Consider the following 23,747-nt stretch of genomic DNA (forward strand, 5'->3'; position numbering starts at 1 on the left):
GGCCTCTTTATCAAAAAAAAAATAAAAAAAACAAAGCTAATGATTAACTAAACAATTAATGTCGTTACCTTGTATTTCAGAATGAAACAATCTTGATGTTCTTTAAATTTTTTCATTTTAGAATTATTTCAAGATAGCATATTCCAAAGTAGTATTCCCTCTTAAACCTGCATCATTTGTCATAGCAAGGAATTTAACTTTATAGTAGTTTCCAGCTGCATCTTTTACGACATAAAAACGATCTGTTCTGATACTTGGCAATGAAGTTGGTCCACCACCATTTCTCCAGCTAGCTCCAATTACTCTTTGATCTGTAGCAGAAACAGTAAAGTTTGCTTCAACTACATCTGCTTTTGCAAAAGCCTCATAAGTTTTAACAGAAGTTAATACTTGGTAAACTTGTGTTCCTCCTTTAGCATTTGATACTATAAAATCTGAATAACCATATGTTACTTCAATTGGCTTATTTTCAGCATCTACAGATGGCAAATAATTCGTAAACGTTGTGAAATTTAAATCCCATTTTGCTTTTTCTGGTTCAACTGAAACCGCATTTCCTGTAGTTAAGCTAAAGAAAGAGAAATTATAAGCAGCATCTTTAGCAATCGTTTTTTCAGTAAAAGTTGTTGAAGTTAAATCAGCATATTGAATTTTGTATCCATTTCCACTTCTTAAAATTCTAACTTTTTTCCATCCTCTCGCATCACCGTCAACACTAACAGATCCAACTGCTGGTTGTGTAGTAGAAACAGCAAATCCAAGATTTACTAAATAAACTTTGTTATCAGCATCTGTAGCAGAAATTTCAGCAATTGCAGTTCCAATTCCAGCACCCGCTCCTGTTAAAACACCAGTTGGGTTATCAACAAATCCATTGTTAGAAAGTGTAGTACCGCCTCCCACTGCAACACTTGCATCAGCCACCTGAGACAAAGTAATATCTGAAGTAGCTAATTTTTTTACAGCCATTTTAAGAGAACCATTAATGATTACTCTAAAATCTGAACCAGAAGAAAATCCTAAATCCCAAGACGCTCTGTTTACAGATTTAGTTGCTGCAGCACTTAAATCAAGATAAAGTTGATTTGGTTGGTTTGGCCCACCAACAGAAGTTTTCAAGGTTTCTCCCACCGTTGGGATCTCCACTTTATTATCGTCATCATTTGAGCATGATGCTAGTGACAGTAACGCGATTGATAAAAATAATAACTTTTTCATTGTATTCTATATTTATATTAAAGATTAAGGTTATATGCTAATTTTAAAAAGTAAGAACGCCCGTATGCAAGCATTACATCTGAGCCTGAAGCATGGGCTCCTGTGTTGGCATTTGTTCTGTTTACATCAACTATGTTAAAAATATTTCTAGCGCCAAGCGTAACTTCTAAATGATTTTTGAAGAAATTTTGCCTAATTGAAGCATCCAGCCAGTTACTTGGATCAACTTCAGACAAAACAAAACCAGAACTTCCTTCGGTAAATTGCTGTGCTTTTCCGTTGTATTTATAGTATCCCGAAACAACTGTTTTCCATTTTGGAAACATATAAGAAACGCTTGCGTTTAAATTTAAAGTGTACAAAAATTCATCACTCATACCGTTATCTCCACTATCAATATTTTGAGAAACCCCAGCTAAAGTCGCACCAATATTAAAAGTCAGATTATCCAACCTAAACTGATTGGTTGAAGAGAAGTTCCACATTCTGTATTTACTAATATTGACAAATTGATACATCGGACTTCCTGTGTCTGGATTATCTCCAACAAACGCCTGATCAATTTTATCTTTTAAATCCAAATAACTTCCAGCAAATGTATTTGCCATTTGCAATCCAGATGAAAAGGCCGTTATTTTTTTGACACTCACTTCATAAGAAGTACTTTTTTCAGGAACTAAATTTTCATTCCCAACAAAAAAGTGGCCATCGAAAATTTGTTTTGAATATAATTCGTTAAAATTTGGCGTTCTAAATCCAGTACCAAAAGAACCTCTTAATTCTAAACCTTTATCAAATAAATATCTCAAAGCAATTGAAGAAGCGTATTGATTATCAAATTTTGACTGAGCAGAAAAACGTAATCCTGGTTTTATAGAAAATCGTTCTGTAGCTAAAATTTCTGAAGAAGCGAAGAAATCATAATTTTCTAATGTTTTTTGAATCGGAACATAAACTTTGTTTGCCTCCTGAACTAGAGAAAAACCTTGATTGTTTACAAATTCGTATCCTAACTGAAAATCTAATGTTTTACTTTCAAAAAAGTTATTGAATGTTCCCATCGAAGAAAGCACTTCCATCGACTGGTCTTTTACCCTCACATTAAGTGATTCGTCTCTGGTATATAAATTATATCTAAAATCTTCAATATCTCTTTCTTGCTTTTGATGCGTAACGGTAATATTATAATTTACTTGCGAAAACATTTTACCAATAGCATTCAAATTATTAAAATATCGATTTGTAAAATACCTGCTATCTTCAGCATAACGATAAGGGGCAGTATTAAAACCAGATTGCACGGTACTATTATAATAATCTACATCTTCATCTAAAAATTCAAATCGGTAAAAAAAACGAAAATTACCTTTTTGATACGAAATCAAAGCTGTACCATTTAATTGTTCTTTTGGCAACCAGCTGTATCCTCTAGTGCCATCATTTTCCATATAATTTTTGCCGTTCTTATCTCCTAAGTAACCCTGAAAATCATTTCTATTAATTCCGGCACTTACATACCAATTTTCACTAAAAGTATGTCCAATACGCAAATTCTGAATATGCCTTCCTTCATCAAAAAGAGAATATTCGTTACCGACCGTTTCTTCTTGAGCAGCAACATTAATATCCCATTTATACTTCGAATATTTTTTTGTAATAATATTAAGAACCCCGCTTACTGCATTTGCCCCATAAACAACTCCCATCGCACCTTCTACAATCTCGATGCGTTCTACATCATTAAGGTTAATTTGCGAAAGATCAGTGTTGTTTCCTAAACCGCCCTCGTTAACCAATGGAACATTATCAACCAAAATTTTAAAATATTGCGCATCCAATCCAAATAACGAAACCGTCGAACGACCACTTGTCCCACTTGGTGTAACTGTAATATTTAAATATTGATTTAACACATCTGATAAATTATTTGCTGCTAAATTTTTGATATCCTTATTAGAAATAACTCGAACATTGTATACAGACTTTTTTATAGATTGAGGCTCGATTTGTCCAGTTACAACAACTTCAGAAAGTTTTTCCTGAGAGACAATGCTATCTTTCTGCTGAGCAAAAGAATATGTACAAAATAGAAATCCAGCAAAAAGGGTAATTTTAATTTTCATTATTTTTATTCAGTCTTAATAATAACGCAAATATATAAACTATTTTTATTTGTTCTAAATAAATTATATATATTTGCAAAAATTTTAAAAACAAAACAATAAGTTATGATTACAAAAAGCCTCTATTTATCGGCCGTAATGGCTTTGACTTGTGGTCTTGGTTTCGCTCAAGAAAAAAAACAACAAGACATCAAATCAATAAAATCAATGTGCGGTTGTTATGAAGTAAAATTCAACTTTGCTGAAACTTTTCAATACGCTAAAGATTCTGCAACATACAAGCCATCTCAGACTAAACATGAATCGGCTTTAGAATGGGTTGAATTATTAGAAGATACCCCAAACAAAATCGTAATGCAGCATTTATTGATTGTAAGCGATGACATGATCATCAAACACTGGAGACAAGACTGGCTTTATGAAAACACAGACTTATATTCTTTTGACAAAGGAACTTCTTGGAAATATAAAAAATTAGATAAAAAAGCTGTTAAAGGTCAATGGACTCAAAAAGTATATCAAGTAGATGACAGTCCACGATACGAAGGATCATCAACTTGGGTGCATGTTGACGGACAAGATTATTGGTCAAATGTTGCTGATGCGCCACTACCAAGAAGAGAGCAAACAAAACGTAATGATTATAATGTCTTAAAAAGAAGAAATATTCATGAAATCACTTCTACAGGATGGAATCATGAGCAAGATAACGACAAATTAGTTAGAGACGACAGCGGAAAAGATGTTCTTTTAGCGCAAGAAAAAGGATTTGACGTGTATACTAAAGTTCCAGATTCTAAATGTGCTGCTGCTCAAAAATGGTGGGCAACTAATAAAGATCTTTGGAAAAACGTTCGCGACAAATGGCAAGTTCTTTTTGACAGAAAACAAGACTTAAACTTAGAAGCAAAAGTTGATCGCAAAGCTTTATATTCTCTTTTATTTGACTTAAAACCAGATGCAACAAAAGCTGAGTCAGATGCTATTATCGACAAGTTTGTTAAGAAATAAAAATATGTTAAGTGTGAAAAAGCCGGAAGTTTAGAGACTTCCGGCTTTTACTTTTTAAATTAAAACACCTGTTATCTAGTACCTCCTGCCCACCAAACTTTCTCAGAATAGACATATGTTCCGTCACCAAATGCTGTTTTCACATTATTATTTGCAGATACATCAGAGTTTCCATAAGTTAATCTTAGTGGAAACTTATCTATGTTAAGTGGGTTTGCTAATTGAATTGGATTTGCCGTTGCTGACCCATACATTGCTAATAATCGTCTATAATCATTATATGCTTCAACACATTCATTTTCGTAGAATGATAGATATTTTTGCACAGCTATTTCTTTTAATAAATCAGCGTTGCTCGTAATACCCAATCCTGCAACATAACTCGTTGCATTTGTAGTCGAAAAATTAATAGCTTCGTCTTTGTTAAAAGCTGCATTTACTGCTGCAGTTAAACTAGCTACACTTGTAAATGTTGCTGAATTTCTTGCTTCCGCTTCAGCCTTGATAAATAAAAGTTCATGGTAACTTAACATAAATATTGGATTACTTTTATTTATTAATGCCGAATACGAATAATTTTGACTTTGCGGACTCACACCATTTAAGAAAAATTCGTAGGTAAAAGGCGCTCCAGTTGATTTTTGAATTTTTTGAAAATAACCGGTTGTACGTGGATCATTTGCTCTAGCATTTAATTTGTCAAATAAACTTTTACTTGCAAACAAATAGCCTCTGGCATTGTCTAATTGATAATACGGATTTGGAATACCCTCGTTTTTCATTTTAAATTCGTCACTTTTACTTGTAAAAGATTTGCTTACATAAGTCAAAACCTTTGCGTAATCTGGATTTCTAAAAGATAGACGCAACGTATAACGCGCTAATAAACCATTAGCAGCTTTTATCCATTTTACTTTATCACCTTTATATATTAAATCTTGATTTCCTAAAACTGCATAGGTTGACGTTTTTCCTAAATTGGTGATTGCATCTTCCAAAGTTGAAAAAACAATTTTGTAAAGATCTTCCTGACGATCCAATTTAGGCTGAAAAATAACACCCGGCTGAAAAGCCTCAGAAAAAGGAACATCTCCATACATATCTGTTAATAAAGCTAAATTATAAGCATACAAGATTTGTGCAATCCCCAATGTAGTATAGTTGCCTTTTTCTTGACCATTTGTACATTTCTCGATTATCAATTTTAAGTTGTACATTGTCTGATATTGGCTGTTCCAAGAGTTGTTATAAGTTGTCTGACTTATAGGTTCGCCATTTCTTGTTTCAGCGTTGTACATTTGACCTGGAGCAGCACCAGCATTTAATTCTACATAAATACCGGTATAGAAAGATAAATCAGAACCCGTATTACTAAATGCAGTACTTGTCATCGCGTCAGTGATTGCAAAACGAGTTGGCACGTCCGTCGGATTATTTACATTTTTGTTGATATCATCCATTTTATCCTCAGAACAAGAATTTAATGAAATTAATGCGACAACTAAAAGTAATATAACTTTATATTTTTTCATGATTTTTTGAATTATATTAATTGATTGTTAGATTCATTCCCACTCCAATACTAGTTGTTTGCGGAATGGATAATCTTTCAAAACCTCCAGCCATATTATTATTTCCTTGCGACGATTCTGGATCTAAATTTGGTATTTTAGCCCATAATAAAACATTTCTCGCGAATGCCGAAAGACGGATATCGAATCCTGCTGAAAATTTTGGCAACGTATATCCTAAAGAAAGTTCTCTTAATTTTACGAAAGAAGCATCATATATAGCAGTTTCTGCAATATTCGAATACACCGTATAAGTAGCTTCTTTAGTTGCGGCTTTTGTATTAACCTCACCAGTTGCTGTTACACCTTGCTGAACCATTAGTTCATCACGATTTCCAGTTTTAGCACTTAATCCGTAAGTATCTAACAATGTATTTGTTCCACTGTACATTTTTCCTCCGTTTTTCCAGTCAAAAGTAGCTGCCAGAGTTATTTTTTTGTATCTAAAAGAAGTTGTTCCTCCTAAGTTGAATTTTGGAGCCACCTCACCAAGTGATTTAGTTTCACCGGCAATAGCGAGTCCATTACTATCAACAAGAATGTTTCCTTTAGCGTCTCTTTTAAAAGAAGTTCCGTAGATAATCGGAAAACGTTCCCCTACACTAGCTCTAATTTGAGGAGTAACAAACCCACCTAAGAAGATATTTGGCACACCTTCCTTTAATTCATCTACAAAGTTGTCGATTTGTGCGTAGTTTGCAGTGATTGTCCAATCAAAATCGGTAGTTCTAACTGGAATTACACTTACAATCAATTCATGGCTATTAGTATGAATCTTCCCTCCATTCATCATTAAGGATGAGGCTCCTGTTGAACCTGCTAAAGGCACTGAAAAAATTTGATCTATAACATTTTGTCTAGCGTAGGTATAATCTATACTAACACGATCATTAAAAAATCGAAATTCTCCACCTAATTCATAAGATCTTGTATTTTGGGGTTTCAAGTTTGGATCATACATTACATTATTTGGCGTGTATGAATTTACCCCACCAATAGGATAACTTATAGGAGCAGTTCCCCAGAAACCGCCTCCATAAGTAGGTACTGAATAATAATTAGCTTTATAATTTCCTGCTTGACCTACCTCTGCCCAAGACCCTCTAAGTTTAGCAAACGATAATATTGAGTTTCCTTTCAAAGCTTCTAATTCAGTTAAAACTAAACTCAATGATACGGAAGGATAAACAAATGAACGATTGTTTCTTGGCATAGATGATACAATATCATTTCGTATTGTACCGCCTAAATAAATAAAGTTTTTATATGAAAAGTTTACATTTCCAAATAGACCAAAAGTTCTATTTTTATTGATCTCATCCGTAGCAACAGTTTGCTGTGTATTAGCTAAATTAGCCCAGCCACCGAAATTGAGATTATTTCCAATCATATCATATTCTTTTTCGTACCTGTCATTAATTTCATTACCAACCAAAGCTGTTAAATTTAAGTCTTGTGAAATTTTATATTCATAATTCGCAGTGAATAATGAATTAATTGTTCTTGATGAAATCCCATAAATATATAAATGGCCCGCCGTAGTTTGTTTATTACCGTATTCTTCGATGTTTCTATAATTAGTAGTATAGGTATCTGCTCCAAGCTGATAGCGAAATGTAATTTTATGTTGATTGTCTGTTGAAATTTTTGGAGCAAATTCAATGTAACTATTTCCGTAAAAACGATCCGTTTGTTCATCAAATATATTGTGTTTAGCTGCCCAATAGGGATTGTTAAATCCTGTTGACCTGTAGTAAATTTGCTTGTATGGATCACTAGGGTTTTCGAACCCGTTTCCTTTTAAATCATAGCTTATTGGACTTGCAAATGCACCTGCAACAGATGAATCATTTGCGCCAGTCGCTTTTTGAATTTTAGTGTTAATATAGGTCCCTACGAATCCCGTTTTCCATTCATCCCCTAATTTTGTATTAAATGATGCTTTTGCATTATAACGATCCATACCCGTTGCAGGTACAAAACCGTCCTGATTTGATGAGCCTAAAGAAAACGCATAATTACTTTTATCAGTTGCCTGTGTTATATTAAAAGAATTGTTAACAGTAATTCCTGTTTTAAAGAAATCACCAAAATTATCGTAAACACTAGGAGTTACCCACGGATCTAAACCAGCTGTTGCTCTTTGTGGCACGTAATATTTACCTGCATGAGCTGTCGCATCCATACCATTCAAAGAGTTGGCAACATTCCCGCCATATTTTGTATCATTTGGTAATTCAGAAATTTTAGGCCCCCAAGACAATGAATTTGTCGGATCATAAATCCCTTTAGTTCCTTGTGCATATTCATTCTGAAAGTCAATCTTTCTAGAGATATTGTCTGCAGTAACAGAGCTATTGAAATTTATAGTAGGTTTTCCACTTTTAGAAGCACCTCTACCACTTTTTGTAGTAATTACTATTACTCCATTTGAAGCTCGAAGTCCATATATTGCTGAAGCAGCCTGTCCCTTTAGAATGTTGATAGATTCAATATCATTTGGATCAATATCAACGGCTCTGTTTGCACTATCAGATCCACTTACACTATTTCCAGTACTATAATCAGCTTGTGATGCCACTGGCATACCATCAATTACATACAAAGGAGTATTGTTTCCCGTGAAAGAACGAGCACCACGGATCACAATTTGAGAAGAAGCTCCAGGAGCACCACTAGAAGGTGTTATTTGCACACCAGCTAATTTACCTTGAAGAGCACCAGCTAAACTATTATTGTTTCCTTTTGTTAATTCAGTCGCTTTAACTTCCTGAGTTGCATATCCTAATGCTTTCTTCTCTTTCTTAATCCCAAGAGCTGTTACTACAACACTCTCAAGCTCTTGAGCTGCAGCATCAGCCATTTTTACATTAATTACACTAGAATTTGCTGGCATTTCATGTGTTTTCATTCCAATGTAAGTAAAAACTAAAGTTTGATTGAGTGACGCTTTCAGCGTATATTTTCCATCAATATCAGTTTGTGTTCCAGATTGCGTTCCTTTTACCATAACGCTAACACCTGGCAAAGGCATACCTCCCTTGTCAGAAACAGTACCAGTGATTTTTTTTTCTTGTCCAAATGTTAATTGAAAAACAAGAATAAAAAACAGTACCGCTAATCCCGTAATTTTTTGTTTCATTATTTTATTTTTTGAGTTATTTGGGTGCAACTTAAAAATTTAAAACAATTTTAACAAGAATTAACAATCAATTTGTATTGCTTTTTTAATATTTATACTACAAAATAAATCTTGAATATTACTTTTTTATGTTAAATAAAGCAATGGCTTTACTAAATATTTTACTAAATCATAATTAAAAAGTAAGAATTAACTTAAATAATTGGTTATTTGAAAAAAATAACAAACCAGATTTATTTTTACAAAAAACAACGATTATTAAAACAAAAACCGCCTGAAATTGATTCAAGCGGCCTCTATAAATATTAATCAATAAATACTAGTATCTAATCTTTATCCCAAAATAATTTTGTAGACAATTTATCACCACCAATAGCATTTGCAGCAGCGTTATAATTTGTAGCGTTCAAAGTCTGCTCTCTAATTGGATAAGCCATTCTGGACGGAATTTGTCCGTTTGCGGCAGCATCAGCATTTGATGGAGGAACAAGCGCTGGGAAATTTAATCGTCTTGTAAAAGTCCAGCCTTCAAAGCCTCTATTGAACATTGCATACCATGCTTGCTCACCAATTTTTTGTCGCCATGTTCCTGCTGCCGTAGCATAAGCTACTGATGGTTGCAATAAATAGGTATTGACTTCTGTCTCAGGTACACCCCAATCCTCCATTGATGCTTTAATTGCATTATTATAATGTGAATCCGCACTTCCAGCAATAGCAACTCCTCTTTCAGCAGCTTCAGCAAGTAAAAATTCTACTTCAGCATAATCCAAATAGGTTCCTTTAAAATCTGGTGCTTGAATCTTATCATTTATATGAGTGAATTTTCCAAAGCTATTTTTAACTCCAATAACACCTCCTTTATATGGCAAAGGGTTTCCGTTTTCATCTTGTAAGTTTTGTGCAAAGTACACCTTTGTTCTAGGATCATTTTTAGCCACCAATGCATCCACAAATGGCTTAGCAGGCACGAAATCATGTCTTCCTCCAAAAACCAAATCAACATAAAGCGGATTAGTATTAGGGACATTTGTTTCATACGATATTTTCGCATTATCAACATTTGACGAAAACACATTTTTTGAAGCCGAAAGAATCGCAGCATCAGCAATGGCATTTTCCAAACCAGAAGCTTTGAGATTTATTCCTAGTTTCAATTTAACACTATTTGCAAATTTGATCCAAGAAGCCATATTATCCCTGTAAATAACATCGGCACTTCCAAAAGCAGAATGTCCAATTTGAATGTTTTTAATATTGTTATCGATTCGAACAATCAAATCTTTATAAATATCAACTGCTTTATCATATTTTGGAAGATAATTCCCAGAACCTTTAAAAGCTTCTGAATATGGAATATCACCAAAAGTATCAACCAAAATTTGATAGGAGTAAACTGTTAAAATATCAATTAAAGCAAGCTGATTTTTTCTAGTAGCAGTCTTTGCTTCAAACTCAGGATCAGAATTTAAAATCACTTCTTTTTCTATAAATGATTTCGCCATTACCAAGTCATACAAAGATCCGTCATTGGTAGTCGTACCCGCAAAATAAGCATTCCAATGGTTACCTGAAATATTCCTTGTTGTCCATTGATAAACAGATTCATCAATATATGTAGTTTCTGTCCATTGTTGATTTACAAGTCTAAATATATTTTTGTTAACGCTAGTATTTACAATTTGCTCAGCAATACCTTTTTGTGCGCTAGTAAAAAGCGAAGACGCAGGAACCTCTGGGGGATTTTTTTCATCCACATTTAAGTCGGTTAAGTCACTACATGAACTTGTAAGTGCCAAAACACTTAAAAAATAAACTATTTTTCTCATGATATTGTTTTAAAATTTAAATGTTAAATTGAACCCTATATCTCTTGTTGTTGGCAATGAACCAACGGAATATCCTCTAGAATTATTCCCAGAAGACAATCCGCTTTCAGGATCAGCATAAGGCAAATGTTTGCTTATGATCCATAAATTAGAACCCAACAAACTAAAGGTTGCCGAATCGACAAAAGTTCCTTCAAACATACTTTTAGGAAAATTATATGAAATTGAAACCTCTCTTAATTTTACATAAGATGCATCGTACACAAAAGCCTTTGCAGGCTCTGCTAAATAACCATAATTATTAGAATAGGTTCCTGGATTTTGTGACATTACTTTATTTGGTGAACCATCAGGAGCAACTCCTGAATTTAAAACACCTTTTTCGCGAATGTCTCCCACAGCAGTTTCTTTATACAATCCAGTAGCTAGGCCGTAATACATATCTAACGAAAAAATATCTCCTCCTTTTTGAGTATCAATTAAAAAACTAAATGAAACATTTTTATAAGTAAGTCGATTTCGTAATCCTCCAATCCAATCTGGAGTAACATTTCCTATCGTCTTATCTGATGTTGTGGTAATCATATACTTACCTGTTGTTTGATCTACCGTTGGTTGGCCATTGGTGTAAACATAATCGGTTCCTTTTATACTTCCATATGCTTCGTTAAGAGTAGCATTAGTTGTAACACCGCCTTGAAAACTAGCTAGCTGCAAGTTTTCAATACCGCCTGGTAATGAAACAACTTTACTTCTGTTATTAGACCAATTTACCGTAACATCCCAGCTAAAATCTTTCGTTTTTACAGGTGTTCCCGTAATTTGAATTTCCAAACCTTTGTTCTCAATATTTCCCCCATTTACTATTGCATTCGTATAACCAGATACAGAAGAAACTGCAGCAGAAACAATTTGATCTACAGAATTTGTTTTGTAATAAGTAACGTCAAATCCTAAACGTCTATTAAACATGCTAGTTTCAAGTCCTACCTCAACAGATTTGGTTCTTTCTGGTTTTAGATTTGGGTTTTTATTGATATTTGGTAAAGTGTACATCGATTGATTATCAAAATTAGAACTTCTTACATAAGTGTTTCTAAGCTGCAAAGCATCTGCATCATTCCCTACTTCAGCATAATTGATTCTAAATTTTCCCAAATCCAGCCATTCTTGTTTCATCAAATTTGAAAACAAAACAGATCCTGAAACAGCTGGGTATACGTATGAATTATTTCCATCTGGAAGCGTCGAAGACACATCACGTCTTACAGAAGCATCTAAAAAGTAAGTATCTTTATATCCTAGAGATGCTTGAGCGTAAATTCCGTTTACTTGTTTTGTGTATTTTGCTTCTTGTGGAAAAGGCAAAGCATATCTCGAATTTGATAATGCATATATCCCTGGAGTAACTAAACCTCCAATTGTTGATGAAAGAACACTCTCTTTGTCATCTCTTCTTAGATTTGCTCCCAATATTCCTGTCAAACTAATATCTCCCCCGAATTTTTTATTAAAATTCAACATGAAATCATAATTAATTTCTTGAAAATTATTGTCATTTCTTTGATAACCAGAATTTTCATCAACTGGAGACAATCCAAAACCAGATGCAATAGATCCAACAGCTCTCCTTTCTTCTTGAAGTTCTTTATAAGTATCTAATGACACGCGTCCTAGTGCACTTAACCAATCTGTAATTTTATAATTAAGAGATGCATAACTAAACAAGCGTGTTCTACTATCTGAAGAATAATTTTGGTAACGGGTAAAATACGGATTATCCCAATAAGCTGGCACTAATCCTTCAGGGGAAGTAGGGTCAGCCCAGTTCCACGTAATGTTTTTGCCTCCCGAAGCATTGTAAACATTTTGCAGTTCTTTTAAGTCAGTATTAGTTTGCCACCATTGTCTAAAATTACCTAGAATATTATCATTGTATCCTGTCGAGTTTCTACCAATAGTGTTTTGCAAAGTCACCGCAGCATACGCATTCGCTGTCAGTTTATCTGTGATATTCTGGCTAAACCTAGCACTTAACTGATTCTTTTTCAATTCACTATTTGGCAAAATTCCAGATTGAAGCGTATTTACATAAGACAATGAAAGACTTGATTTTTCAGTAGCTTTTTCAAGAGACAAACTATTTGTAGTCGTTTGTGCTGTTTTGAAAAAAGTAATGGGGCCATTTTTAGCAGCTTGCCAAGGCGTAGCTGTATTGTAATTTTTTGAATAAGGAGTAAAAGCATCCCATTGATATACAGGTTGTCTTGTAAATGCATCACCATACGAAGCATCGTTAGAGGTATCTACGGTAGGAATTTTGCTGCCTGGATCCAAAAATGAACTTCCAATTCCATATCCTGAACCATATTTATCCTGATACTTGGGAAATGTAGATTTATCAACCGTTCCAACTGTAAAATTGCTCGAAAAAGTAAAACCAACCTTTTTATCTTCTTTTTTCCCTTTTTTGGTAGTTACCATTACAACTCCGTTTGCTGCTCTCGAACCATATAGAGCTGTTGCTGCGGCACCTTTAAGGATGTTAATACTCTCAATATCTTCTTGATTTATATCAGATACACTGTTCCCATAATCATAGCCCCCACGACCACTTGTCTGAGTAGTCGTATTATTATTAGTATTATCTATTGGTACGCCATCAATTACCCAAAGCGCTTGGTTATTTCCTGTAAGAGATTTATTTCCACGAATCACAACATTTGTCGAGCCTCCAAAATTTGTATTTCTTGAAACTTCAACTCCAGCCGCTTTTCCAGACAAAAGATTAGAAACATTCGTATTTCCAGCACCTCCATCCAAATCTTTCCCTGAAATTTGCTGTGTTGCATAACCTAATGATTTTTTATCTCTCTTAACTCCCATTGCAGTAGTTACAACTACACCTTCAAGTTCGACAGAAGAATCAGTTAATTTTACATTAATGACTGAAGAACTTGCTGCGATTTCTTGTGTTCTCATTCCGATGTAAGTAAATACCAAAGTTTGATTTGGCGACGCTTTAATCACATACTTTCCGTCAAAATCAGTTTGCGTTCCCAATTTTGTGCCTTTAACTAAAATGCTTACTCCTGGCAAAGGTATTCCAGCATTATCCCTAACTGTTCCTGTAATTTTTTTTTCCTGAGCAAATGATAATTGCATCATTAGAATAAAAAACAGCACAATCAATCTTTTAAATTTTTGTTCCATTTGTTATATTTTTATTTGAATTGGAGTGCAACTTATAAAATTAAAATAATTTTAACAAGAATTTTATTTTATTTAACAATATTAAATATAAATATAATACTACAAATTACTTTGAAATATAAGTTATTTTAAGAATTTACTTAATTAAAATTTATATTTGATTGAAATATCAAAAGGATTTGTAAGAATTAAAGAGGTTTAAAAACAAAACAAAAAAATTAAAAAAGGACATGTCTTTTTAAGATTTTAAAAAACCAATGATAAGATAAGTGAACTTCATAAAAACCAAAAAACCGCCTAAATCATGTCTAGACGGTTTAATTCTCTTAATAATTTATACTAAAAGCGTACTAATTCAAAATAGATAAAAATGACTAAGAGTTTTTTTTATAAAGATTTAATATTTTTACTGAAGCAAATATATGCAGGAATTAGATTACAAAAAATACTCTTTAAGCCAAAAAAACAATAAAAAAAGCCAATAGTTTAAAAACTATTGGCTTTTCTAATTTTATAATATCTATAAGACTACATTCTCTCGGGAACCTCAATTCCTAATAACAAAAATGCCGATTTTATAACTTCGGCTACTTTTTGCGAAAGCTGTACTCTGAAAATCTTTTTAGTCAAATCAACTTCACCTAAAATATGAACAGATTGATAGAATGAATTATATTCCTTTACCAAATCATAAGTATAATTTGCAATCAAAGCTGGACTGTGATTTTGAGCTGCATTCTGAATTACTTCCGGAAAAAGTTCGATTTGTTTAACCAATTCTTTTTCTTTTTCATGAAGCTCTTCAATTATTGTTTTTGCAGAAAAATCAAAATCAGCTTTACGGATTATTGACTGAATTCGCGCATAAGTATATTGAATAAACGGACCAGTATTTCCAGCAAAATCAACAGATTCTTCTGGATTGAACAAAATACGTTTTTTAGGATCTACTTTTAAAATGTAATATTTTAAAGCACCAAGACCAATTGTTTTGTACAACTTCGCTTTTTCGTCAGCTGAATAACTGTCTAATTTTCCTAAATCTTCTGAAATTTGTTTGGCTGTATCTGTCATATCCTGCATCAAATCATCGGCATCTACAACAGTTCCTTCACGGCTTTTCATTTTTCCAGATGGCAAATCAACCATTCCGTATGATAAATGGTATAAACTTGAAGCCCAGTCAAAACCAAGTTTTTTCAAGATTAAGAACAACACTTTAAAATGATAATCTTGCTCGTTTCCAACCGTATAAACCATTCCGCCCACATCTGGCATATCTTTTACACGCTGAATTGCAGTTCCAATATCCTGTGTCATGTAAACTGCGGTTCCGTCAGAACGCAAAACAATTTTACGATCAAGACCTTCATCTGTCAAATCAATCCAAACTGAACCGTCTGGATCTTTTTCAAAAACACCTTTATCTAAACCTACTTGTACAACATCTTTACCTAATAAATAAGTATTGCTTTCATAGTAATATTTATCGAAGTTAACTCCAAGATTTGTGTAAGTTGTTGCGAAACCTTCATAAACCCATTCGTTCATTTTTTTCCAAAGAGCAATCACTTTTTCATCGCCAGCTTCCCACTTTTTAAGCATATCTTGTGCTTCAATAATAATTGGCGCTTGCTTTTTAGCTTCTTCTTCCGTTTTTCCTGTTTCTATTAATTGATTGATTTCTGTTTTGTAAGCCTTATCAAACTCAACATAATATTTTCCAACTAATTTATCGCCTTTCAAACCAGAAGTTTCAGGAGTTTCTCCATTTCCAAATTTTTCCCAAGCCAACATTGATTTGCAAATATGGATTCCACGGTCGTTGATGATTTGCGTTTTGTACACTTTTTTACCAGAAGCTTTTAAAATCTCGGCAACAGAATATCCTAACAAATTGTTGCGAACGTGCCCTAAGTGCAAAGGCTTATTTGTATTTGGAGAAGAATATTCTACCATAACCGCTTTCTCAGCTGGGTTTGGAGCAACAAATCCAAATTGTTTTTGGTCTCTAATTCCGTTAAAGAAATTCACATAATAGCTATCTGAAATTACAATATTCAAGAAACCTGACACTACATTAAAGCGCGCCACTTCAGAAACATTTTCAACCAGATAGTTTCCAATTTTATTTCCTAATTCGGCAGGATTGCTTTTGATGACTTTCAGCAATGGAAAAATGACCATTGTAATATCGCCTTCAAACTCTTTTCTTGTTGTTTGAAATTCGATTTTATCAACTGAAACATCAAATAATGCCTGTATTGCTTTTTGTATAGAAGGTGTAAGAATTTGTGATAATGACATGTAACTTATTTTAAAGTGAGCAAAGATACAGCTTATTCATCAATTACAGAAAATGAAAAACATATAAAATCGAACAAAACGTTTAGAATTTCTTAAAAAAGCGTTTCATAAGAATGTTAAAATTATCAAAAAAATAAAACGCTAATCTCCTACAAAACAACAAGTCACACATTAAACTAAAAAAAATTTCACTTTTTCTTGTAACATATTAAATGTAAAAGAGTCTTAATAGTGACTTTGAATTTTATTTAAAGCAAAAAAAATCTAACAAAAACAAAAAAACAATCATCATCAATCAAATCAAATAATCAATTATTTACTATGAAATTAAAAATTTTTCTGTTCGCATTGTTTAGTTTAATTACAACAGCACAGGCCCAGAATTCCGGGACAGTCTCGGGAAAAATTATCGAGAAATCGAATAACGCACCAATTTCTTATGCAACTGTTTCTATCAAAGAAAACGGAAAAGTAGTTTCTGGCGTTAATACAGATGACAATGGAGATTTTACAATCAAAAATTTAGCATTAAAAAGCTACACTATCGAAATTCAATATATTGGTTTCAAAAAATATGTTGGTTCATTAATTTTAAGCGAGAACAGAAAGACTGCTACAGTAAATGTTTCTCTTGAAGAAGAAGCAACACAATTGAAAGGTGTAAATATTGTGGCTGAACGCTCAACTATCGAACAAAAAATTGACCGTAAGGTAATTAATGTTGGTAAAGATTTGACGACAGCTGGTGCTTCTGCATCTGATATTATGAGCAACATTCCATCAGTAAACGTAGATCAGGATGGAAAACTTTCGCTTCGCGGAAATGACAATGTTCGTGTATTGATTGATGGACGCCCATCTAATATTGATCCTGCTCAATTATTGAAACAAATTCCTTCAACTTCTATCAAAAAAATTGAGCTGATTACAAATCCAAGTGCTAAATATAATCCAGAAGGAATGTCTGGAATCATCAACATCGTTTTGCACAAAAATGCAAATACTGGCTTTAATGGAAGCTACAGTGGTGGTATTACTTTTGGAGAAACTGCAAAATACAATCAGTCTTTAGATTTGAACTATAAAACCGGAAAAGTAAATTTCTTTGGAAACGGAGGACAAAACTTTGGTACTTATTATAACAAAGGAAGAATTCAAAGACTAGATCAGGATATTGAGCAAAATTTGAAAATTTCAAACGAAAATGACAATTACTTGTACAAACTTGGAATGGATTATTTGATTGACGACAAAAATACTTTGTCATTCTATACGAATCAAAACAAATCTACCGGAAATGGAAATGTAATTACTAATATTGATTACAATAACGCTGATCCAAATATTTTTAATATTTACCAAGATTCACATTATAAAGGTCCAAGCAAAACGGGAACTTATAATTTAGCATACAAACATATTTTTAAAGAAGGGCATACTTTAGATTTTGAAGGAAACTATAGCGATACTAAAGTAGATCAAAATGCAAGCTTTAACACTACAACAACAAGTCCTGATAACACTTCAAACAATGTAGTTTATAGCGATCAAATTGGTGATCAAAGAAAATTAAGCACATTAAACGTTGATTATGTAAATCCGTTAAACGACAAAACTACGCTTGAAGCTGGTGCTGAAGCCAGAATTACAAGAACAAATAATGATTACAATACTGGAAATCCATTAGTTCCTGTTGACGAAAGAGTTTCAAACTATACTTACGATACTGACATCTATTCAGCGTATGTGACTTTTGGCCAAAAATTCAAAAAATTCAGCTACCAATTAGGAACTCGTTTTGAGAGCTATAAAGTAGAAGCAAATTTAAATCATGGCAAGGACAAATTTAATGATGATTATATTACGTTGTATCCATCAGCTTATTTGACTTATAATCTGAATGAGAAAAATGTATTACAGTTAAGCTATAGCCGTCGTGTTGACCGTCCAAGTATTGAGCAAACAAAACCAATTCGTGAATTTTCTACACCTTTAGTAACTTCATATGGAAATCCTGAATTAAGACCTCAGTTTACAAACTCTGTTGAAGTAAATTACACTAAAACTCTTGAAAAAGGAAGTATAACTGCTGGAGTTTTCGTAAGAAGCATTAACGATCAAATAGGCAGAACTTTAAGTCCAGATCCAAGTAATCCTGCACAAAAACAGATTTTAAGTTATACCAATTTTGATCATAATAGTGCGTATGGTTTTGATCTTTCATTTAATTACAAGATCACTAAATGGTGGGATATTCAACCATCTATTGACTTTTCAAGCATTAAACAACAAGGTGTTGTTTTTAAATATGACCCAATAACAAATACAAGTTCGCCTCTTGAACGCAGTGTTACAACAACAGCATTCAATGGACGTATGAACTCTAACTTTAAACCAACAAAACGTTTAAGCTTTTTATTATTTGGTTTTTACAGAGGCCCTGTTGAAGATATTCAACAAAACAGACACGAAATGTACAAAATGGATATTGGTTCACGCTATACATTGTTAGACAACAAAATGAATATTAGCGTACGTTTCAACGACGTTTTCAAGACAATGAAATATGCTTTTGATGGAATTTATCCTTACCCACAAACAGGTGAGTTTTCCTGGGAAAGCAGAACAGTTTATTTAGGTTTGACGTACAACTTTGGAGGAGGAAAAATCAAAAACCTACAACGTAAACAAAGAGAAGATAACACTAATAAAGGTGGTGGCGGAATGTTTTAATCCCACTTTGATTAGTAGATTTTAATAGTTCATGTAGAAAAGAAAAGCCTGGAGTTATGCCAACTCCAGGCATTTTTACTTTAGGTTATAAAAAATTCCGCAATTCTTTGATTTCCTCTGGGTTTGCAATTTCAGAATTATCTGTTATTGCTGATGAGTGATAAAACGTCGGAGACAGTTTATCTTGCAGTAATTTAATATTAGAAGATCTTAATCCGCCGCCCGGCATAATTTCGATTCTATCTTTGGCTAATTTCTGAATATGCTCTAAATCGAAAATCCCTTCTTCAACATTACTACCACGTCCCGAAGTGAGAATGGTTTTGAAACCACATTCAATTACATCTTCAAGGCCTTTTTCGATAGAATCTACAACATCAAAAGCTCGATGAAAAGTGCAAGAAAGCGGATGCGCTAAATGTACTAATTCCTTATTTTGTTTTTTATTGACTTTTCCGTTTTCTTTTAAAATTCCGAAAACAAAACCATCAACACCAAGCTTTTTATACTGTTTTATGTCTTGTTTCATTTCGGTCAATTCTTCGTCGGTGTAAACAAAATTACCTCCACGAGGCCTTATAATGACATGCATTTTTATTTTTATGCTTTCACGGACTTTAACCACTAAAATAGAATTCGGCGTTGTTCCTCCCAATTCCATATTTTCGCATAATTCAATTCTGTCAGCACCACTTTCCTGAGCGATCAAAGCTGACTCATAATTAAAACACGCTATTTCTAATTGATTTTTTTTCATTATGATTTAAATAATTTTTCTCCAAAGGAGACCTAACAGGTTTTAAAAACCTGTTAGGTCTAAGTGTGCAATGACACAAACAAAATTATAAAAAAACCTGCTCCAAAATGAAGCAGGTTTAAAATATAATGTAAGATGATTATTTTACCATTTAATAATAGCACTTGCCCAAGTGAATCCACTTCCAAAGGCCGCTAAAACAACTGTATCTCCAGATTTAATTTTTCCTTGTTCCCAAGCTTCAGTCAAAGCAATTGGAATAGATGCTGCAGTAGTATTTCCGTATTTCTGAATATTATTATGCACCTGATCATCAGATAATTTGAATTTATTCTGGATGAACTGTGAGATTCTCAAATTCGCTTGATGCGGAATCAACATATCAATATCTGAAACCTGCAGACCGTTTGCTTCTAAACCTTCGTTGATTACTTCGGCAAAACGAACAACAGCATTTTTAAATACAAATTGCCCATTCATATAAGGATAATAACTTTCGTCGTTCGGGTCGTTATCAGCAATAATATCTGTTACCCAGCGAGCGCCCATCCCTGGTGCTTGCAAGGCCAATTCTTCAGCGTGCTGTCCTTCTGAATGCAAGTGTGTTGACAAAATCCCTTTTGTCAAATCTTCTTCACGGCTCAAAACAGCTGCTCCTGCTCCATCTCCAAAAATTACCGAAACACCACGCCCGCGTGTTGTCATGTCTAATCCTGTAGAGTGAACTTCAGAACCAATAACCAAAATGTTTTTATACATTCCAGTTTTAATATATTGATCTGCCACAGAAATAGCGTAAACAAAACCTGAACATTGATTTCTTACATCTAAAGCTCCAACAGTTCTTAATCCTAAATCTCTTTGAACCAAAACTCCGGGTCCTGGAAAATAGTAATCAGGACTTAATGTAGCAAAAACTACAAAATCAATATCTTCTTTGGCAACGCCAGAACGTTCTATTGCAATTTTAGCTGCTTTTACTCCCATTGAAGTTGTGGTGTCTTCCCCACGAATAATATGTCTGCGTTCCTGAATTCCGGTTCTTTCCTGAATCCATTCGTCATTGGTATCCATAATCCTAGACAAATCATCGTTTGTCACAACATTTGAAGGAACATAATATCCTAAGCCTGCTATTTTTGAATGATACATATTCTTTTTATTGTTTGTTAAAAAATTGGATTGCAAATTTACGTATAGTTTAAAACATAAGCACCCAAATTACTATTTTTTTCGTTATTGGCAATTTAATAAACTTTAATTCTAAAGTTCATTAAAACTTTTTCTTTTGAAAAAAATCAGTCTTTTGTTAAAAATGATGAAAAGTATTGAAATTATACTTTAAATTGTAACAAGATTGAAGTACTTTAGTCAAACATTATGAATACCATTTTTTAAACCCCTAAAATTCAAATTATGAAATTAAAGGTTACCCTACTCTTATTTCTAAACATTGGTTTTATTGCTTTTGCCCAAGAGAACTTAACGTACCAAAAACCATCAAAATCTATTTTAGATTTAGCCGATTACGAGCGCGCTCCCACAGTATCAATGGATACTAAAAAAGAATATATGTTGTTGATGTACAGAAGCACATACAAAACATTAGACGATTTAAATCAAGAAGAACTTCGTTTAGGAGGCTTAAGAATCAACCCTATTACCAACATTTCAAGTACAGCAACATATTTAAACAACTTAAAAATTCGCAAAATAAACAGTACTGCCGAAATTCAGGTTACTGGCCTTCCTGCCAATCCTAAAATAAGCAATATTCTTTGGTCGCCAAACGATAAAAAAATATTGTTTTCACACACCACCGCAACTGGTGTTGAGCTTTGGGTTATTGATGTTGCCACTGCCAACGCTACAAAACTAACTGAAGCTACTTTAAATGCAAATCTTGGAAGTCCGTTTAGTTGGTTTTTAGACAATGAAACTATTCTGGTAAAAATGCTTCCAAAAAACAGACAACCCTTACTGGATGCTAAAAAAGATTTGCCAACTGGGCCAATCATCTCAAATACTTCTGGAGAAAAATCTCAAAACAGAACGTATCCAGATATGCTGAAAAACAAAAACGACGAAATTAATTTTGAGAACATCGTAACTTCTGAATTATACAAAGTTAAACTTAACGGTGATGCTGTTTTATTTAAAGATGCGGCAATGTATTTTGGAGAAAGAATTTCGCCAGATGGGAATTACATTATGTTGACTACCATTCAGAAACCATTTTCATATGTAGTTCCGCTTTACAGATTCCCATCAAGAACGATCGTTTATGATGCAAGAGGAAAAGAAATCAAAACTGTAAACGAAGTACCGTTGAACGAAATAATCCCTAAAGGTTTTATGGCCGTTAGAAAAGGAAAACGTGAAATGGCTTGGAGAAATGACAAACCTGCTACTTTAACATACGTAACAGCATTAGACGAAGGAGACCCAGCAAACAAAGTAGAATTTAGAGATGAAATTTTCCTTTGGGAAGCGCCTTTTACAAGCAATCCAACTTCATTAGCAAAAACACCTCAACGTTTTAGCGATATTATATGGGGGAATGATAATGTTGCTGTTATTTCTGACGAATGGTACGATACGCGTAATACAAAAACCTATTTGATTAATCCGTCAAATCCAAGCGAACAGCCAAAATTGATCACAGACAGAAATGCACAAGATGTTTATTCTGATCCAGGAAATTTTGAAACCAAGAAAAACGAATACAACAAATATGTTTTAGCCATTGAAAGCGACAATGCTTTCCGTATTGGAGATGGTTACACTAAAAATGGTCAATTCCCATTCATCGATGAATTCAATTTAAAAACATTAAAATCAAAACGTGTTTACACTTCTACTTATAAAGACAAAAAAGAAGATTTGTTAGAAATTGAGGATTTTAAATCTGGAAAGGTTTTGGTTCAAATCCAGTCAAAAAGCGAATATCCGAATTACTATTTTAGGAATATCAAAAAACAAAATAGCCTAACTCCTATTACAGCTTTTAAAAACCCTTTTGAAAGCATTAAAAACGTAAGCAAAGAAGTGATAAAATACAAACGTAAAGATGGCGTTGAACTTTCTGGAACTTTATATTTGCCAGCTGGTTACGATAAAGTAAAAAAAGAAAAATTGCCTTTGCTAATTTGGGCCTATCCTGCAGAATACAAAGACAAAAACAGCGCTGGGCAAGTGACTCAAAACTCAAATGAATTCACCGTTCCTTATTATGGATCGTTTGTTTACTGGGTAACCAAAGGATATGCTGTTTTAGATGACGCTGCTTTCCCAATTATTGGAGAAGGGACAACAGAACCAAATGACAATTTCATTTCACAATTAGTTGATAATGCCGAAGCTGCAATTGATGCCGTTGACGCCTTAGGATATATCAATCGTAAAAAAGTGGCTGTTGGCGGACACTCATATGGAGCTTTTATGACTGCTAATTTATTAACACATTCGAATCTTTTTGCTTGCGGAATTGCTCGAAGCGGTGCTTACAACAGAACTTTGACTCCGTTTGGATTCCAAACTGAGCAACGCAACTATTGGGAAGTCCCGCAAGTTTACAACACAATGTCGCCTTTTATGAATGCCGACAAAATGAAAACTCCAATTTTATTGGTTCACGGTGAAGCCGATAATAATCCTGGAACTTTCACTTTACAAACAGAACGTTATTTCCAAGCATTAAAAGGTTTAGGCGCTAATGCCAGAATGGTAATTTTACCAAAAGAAGCACACAGTTATGTTGCTAAAGAAAACATTCTTCACTTGCTTTGGGAACAAGATCAGTTTTTAGAAAAGTATTTGAAAAACTAATTTTCTCTTTAAAAG

Annotated in this window: 12 protein-coding genes; 3 read left to right on the forward strand and 9 right to left on the reverse strand. The window is 33.5% G+C overall.

The window, feature by feature from the left end; all coding sequences use genetic code 11:
* Positions 1-123: 123 nt before the first annotated feature.
* Complete coding sequence (locus H600_RS0104930) at positions 124-1,218, reverse strand: HmuY family protein (RefSeq protein ID WP_026727752.1); 1,095 nt, start codon at positions 1,216-1,218, stop codon at positions 124-126.
* Positions 1,219-1,235: 17 nt separating this feature from the next.
* The gene (locus H600_RS0104935; RefSeq protein WP_026727753.1) at positions 1,236-3,341 is read right to left on the reverse strand and encodes a TonB-dependent receptor plug domain-containing protein; all 2,106 of its coding nucleotides are present in this window, start codon (positions 3,339-3,341) and stop codon (positions 1,236-1,238) included.
* 105 nt (positions 3,342-3,446) lie between these two features.
* On the opposite strand from H600_RS0104935, the gene H600_RS0104940 reads away from it, so the two are divergent.
* The gene (locus H600_RS0104940) at positions 3,447-4,352 is read left to right on the forward strand and encodes a DUF6607 family protein (RefSeq protein ID WP_026727754.1); all 906 of its coding nucleotides are present in this window, start codon (positions 3,447-3,449) and stop codon (positions 4,350-4,352) included.
* 71 nt (positions 4,353-4,423) lie between these two features.
* Here H600_RS0104940 and H600_RS0104945 read toward each other — a convergent pair whose 3' ends face one another.
* From H600_RS0104945 to argS, 5 genes are all read right to left on the reverse strand, one after another.
* The gene (locus H600_RS0104945) at positions 4,424-5,884 is read right to left on the reverse strand and encodes a SusD/RagB family nutrient-binding outer membrane lipoprotein (protein ID WP_026727755.1); all 1,461 of its coding nucleotides are present in this window, start codon (positions 5,882-5,884) and stop codon (positions 4,424-4,426) included.
* A gap of 16 nt (positions 5,885-5,900) precedes the next feature.
* Positions 5,901-9,065, reverse strand: coding sequence for a SusC/RagA family TonB-linked outer membrane protein (locus H600_RS0104950; RefSeq protein WP_026727756.1), 3,165 nt, complete (start codon positions 9,063-9,065; stop codon positions 5,901-5,903).
* A 326-nt stretch (positions 9,066-9,391) separates the two neighbouring features.
* Positions 9,392-10,894: a SusD/RagB family nutrient-binding outer membrane lipoprotein gene (locus H600_RS0104955; RefSeq protein WP_026727757.1), complete on the reverse strand. Its 1,503-nt coding sequence runs from the start codon at positions 10,892-10,894 to the stop codon at positions 9,392-9,394.
* 9 nt (positions 10,895-10,903) lie between these two features.
* Positions 10,904-14,107 (reverse strand): SusC/RagA family TonB-linked outer membrane protein, encoded by a 3,204-nt coding sequence (locus H600_RS0104960; RefSeq protein ID WP_026727758.1) that lies wholly within the window; start codon positions 14,105-14,107, stop codon positions 10,904-10,906.
* A gap of 528 nt (positions 14,108-14,635) precedes the next feature.
* Positions 14,636-16,414, reverse strand: a complete 1,779-nt coding sequence (gene argS / locus H600_RS0104965; protein WP_026727759.1) for an arginine--tRNA ligase — start codon at positions 16,412-16,414, stop codon at positions 14,636-14,638.
* Between the two features lie 321 nt (positions 16,415-16,735).
* Between argS and H600_RS0104970 the strand changes: the two genes are divergently transcribed.
* Entirely contained in the window at positions 16,736-19,147 is a 2,412-nt protein-coding gene (locus H600_RS0104970; protein WP_026727760.1) for a TonB-dependent receptor, read from the forward strand.
* A gap of 85 nt (positions 19,148-19,232) precedes the next feature.
* Here the strand turns inward: H600_RS0104970 and H600_RS0104975 are convergent, their stop codons facing one another.
* Together H600_RS0104975 and H600_RS0104980 are read right to left on the reverse strand one after the other, a co-directional pair.
* Positions 19,233-19,904 (reverse strand): copper homeostasis protein CutC, encoded by a 672-nt coding sequence (locus H600_RS0104975; protein ID WP_026727761.1) that lies wholly within the window; start codon positions 19,902-19,904, stop codon positions 19,233-19,235.
* A gap of 144 nt (positions 19,905-20,048) precedes the next feature.
* The gene (locus tag H600_RS0104980; protein ID WP_026727762.1) at positions 20,049-21,056 is read right to left on the reverse strand and encodes a 3-oxoacyl-ACP synthase III family protein; all 1,008 of its coding nucleotides are present in this window, start codon (positions 21,054-21,056) and stop codon (positions 20,049-20,051) included.
* 264 nt (positions 21,057-21,320) lie between these two features.
* On the opposite strand from H600_RS0104980, the gene H600_RS0104985 reads away from it, so the two are divergent.
* The gene (locus H600_RS0104985) at positions 21,321-23,732 is read left to right on the forward strand and encodes a S9 family peptidase (RefSeq protein ID WP_026727763.1); all 2,412 of its coding nucleotides are present in this window, start codon (positions 21,321-21,323) and stop codon (positions 23,730-23,732) included.
* Positions 23,733-23,747: the final 15 nt, after the last annotated feature.

The organism is Flavobacterium denitrificans DSM 15936, from assembly GCF_000425445.1.
Taxonomy (GTDB): Bacteria; Bacteroidota; Bacteroidia; order Flavobacteriales; family Flavobacteriaceae; genus Flavobacterium; species Flavobacterium denitrificans.

Coding starts and splice junctions, on each gene's coding strand:
- H600_RS0104960 (WP_026727758.1), bottom strand. CDS start 14,107: ATGGAACAAAAATTTAAAAGATTGATTGTGCTGTTTTTTATTCTAATG.
- H600_RS0104950 (WP_026727756.1), bottom strand. CDS start 9,065: ATGAAACAAAAAATTACGGGATTAGCGGTACTGTTTTTTATTCTTGTT.
- argS (WP_026727759.1), bottom strand. CDS start 16,414: ATGTCATTATCACAAATTCTTACACCTTCTATACAAAAAGCAATACAG.
- H600_RS0104980 (WP_026727762.1), bottom strand. CDS start 21,056: ATGTATCATTCAAAAATAGCAGGCTTAGGATATTATGTTCCTTCAAAT.
- H600_RS0104935 (WP_026727753.1), bottom strand. CDS start 3,341: ATGAAAATTAAAATTACCCTTTTTGCTGGATTTCTATTTTGTACATAT.
- H600_RS0104970 (WP_026727760.1), top strand. CDS start 16,736: ATGAAATTAAAAATTTTTCTGTTCGCATTGTTTAGTTTAATTACAACA.
- H600_RS0104985 (WP_026727763.1), top strand. CDS start 21,321: ATGAAATTAAAGGTTACCCTACTCTTATTTCTAAACATTGGTTTTATT.
- H600_RS0104975 (WP_026727761.1), bottom strand. CDS start 19,904: ATGAAAAAAAATCAATTAGAAATAGCGTGTTTTAATTATGAGTCAGCT.
- H600_RS0104955 (WP_026727757.1), bottom strand. CDS start 10,894: ATGAGAAAAATAGTTTATTTTTTAAGTGTTTTGGCACTTACAAGTTCA.
- H600_RS0104945 (WP_026727755.1), bottom strand. CDS start 5,884: ATGAAAAAATATAAAGTTATATTACTTTTAGTTGTCGCATTAATTTCA.
- H600_RS0104940 (WP_026727754.1), top strand. CDS start 3,447: ATGATTACAAAAAGCCTCTATTTATCGGCCGTAATGGCTTTGACTTGT.
- H600_RS0104930 (WP_026727752.1), bottom strand. CDS start 1,218: ATGAAAAAGTTATTATTTTTATCAATCGCGTTACTGTCACTAGCATCA.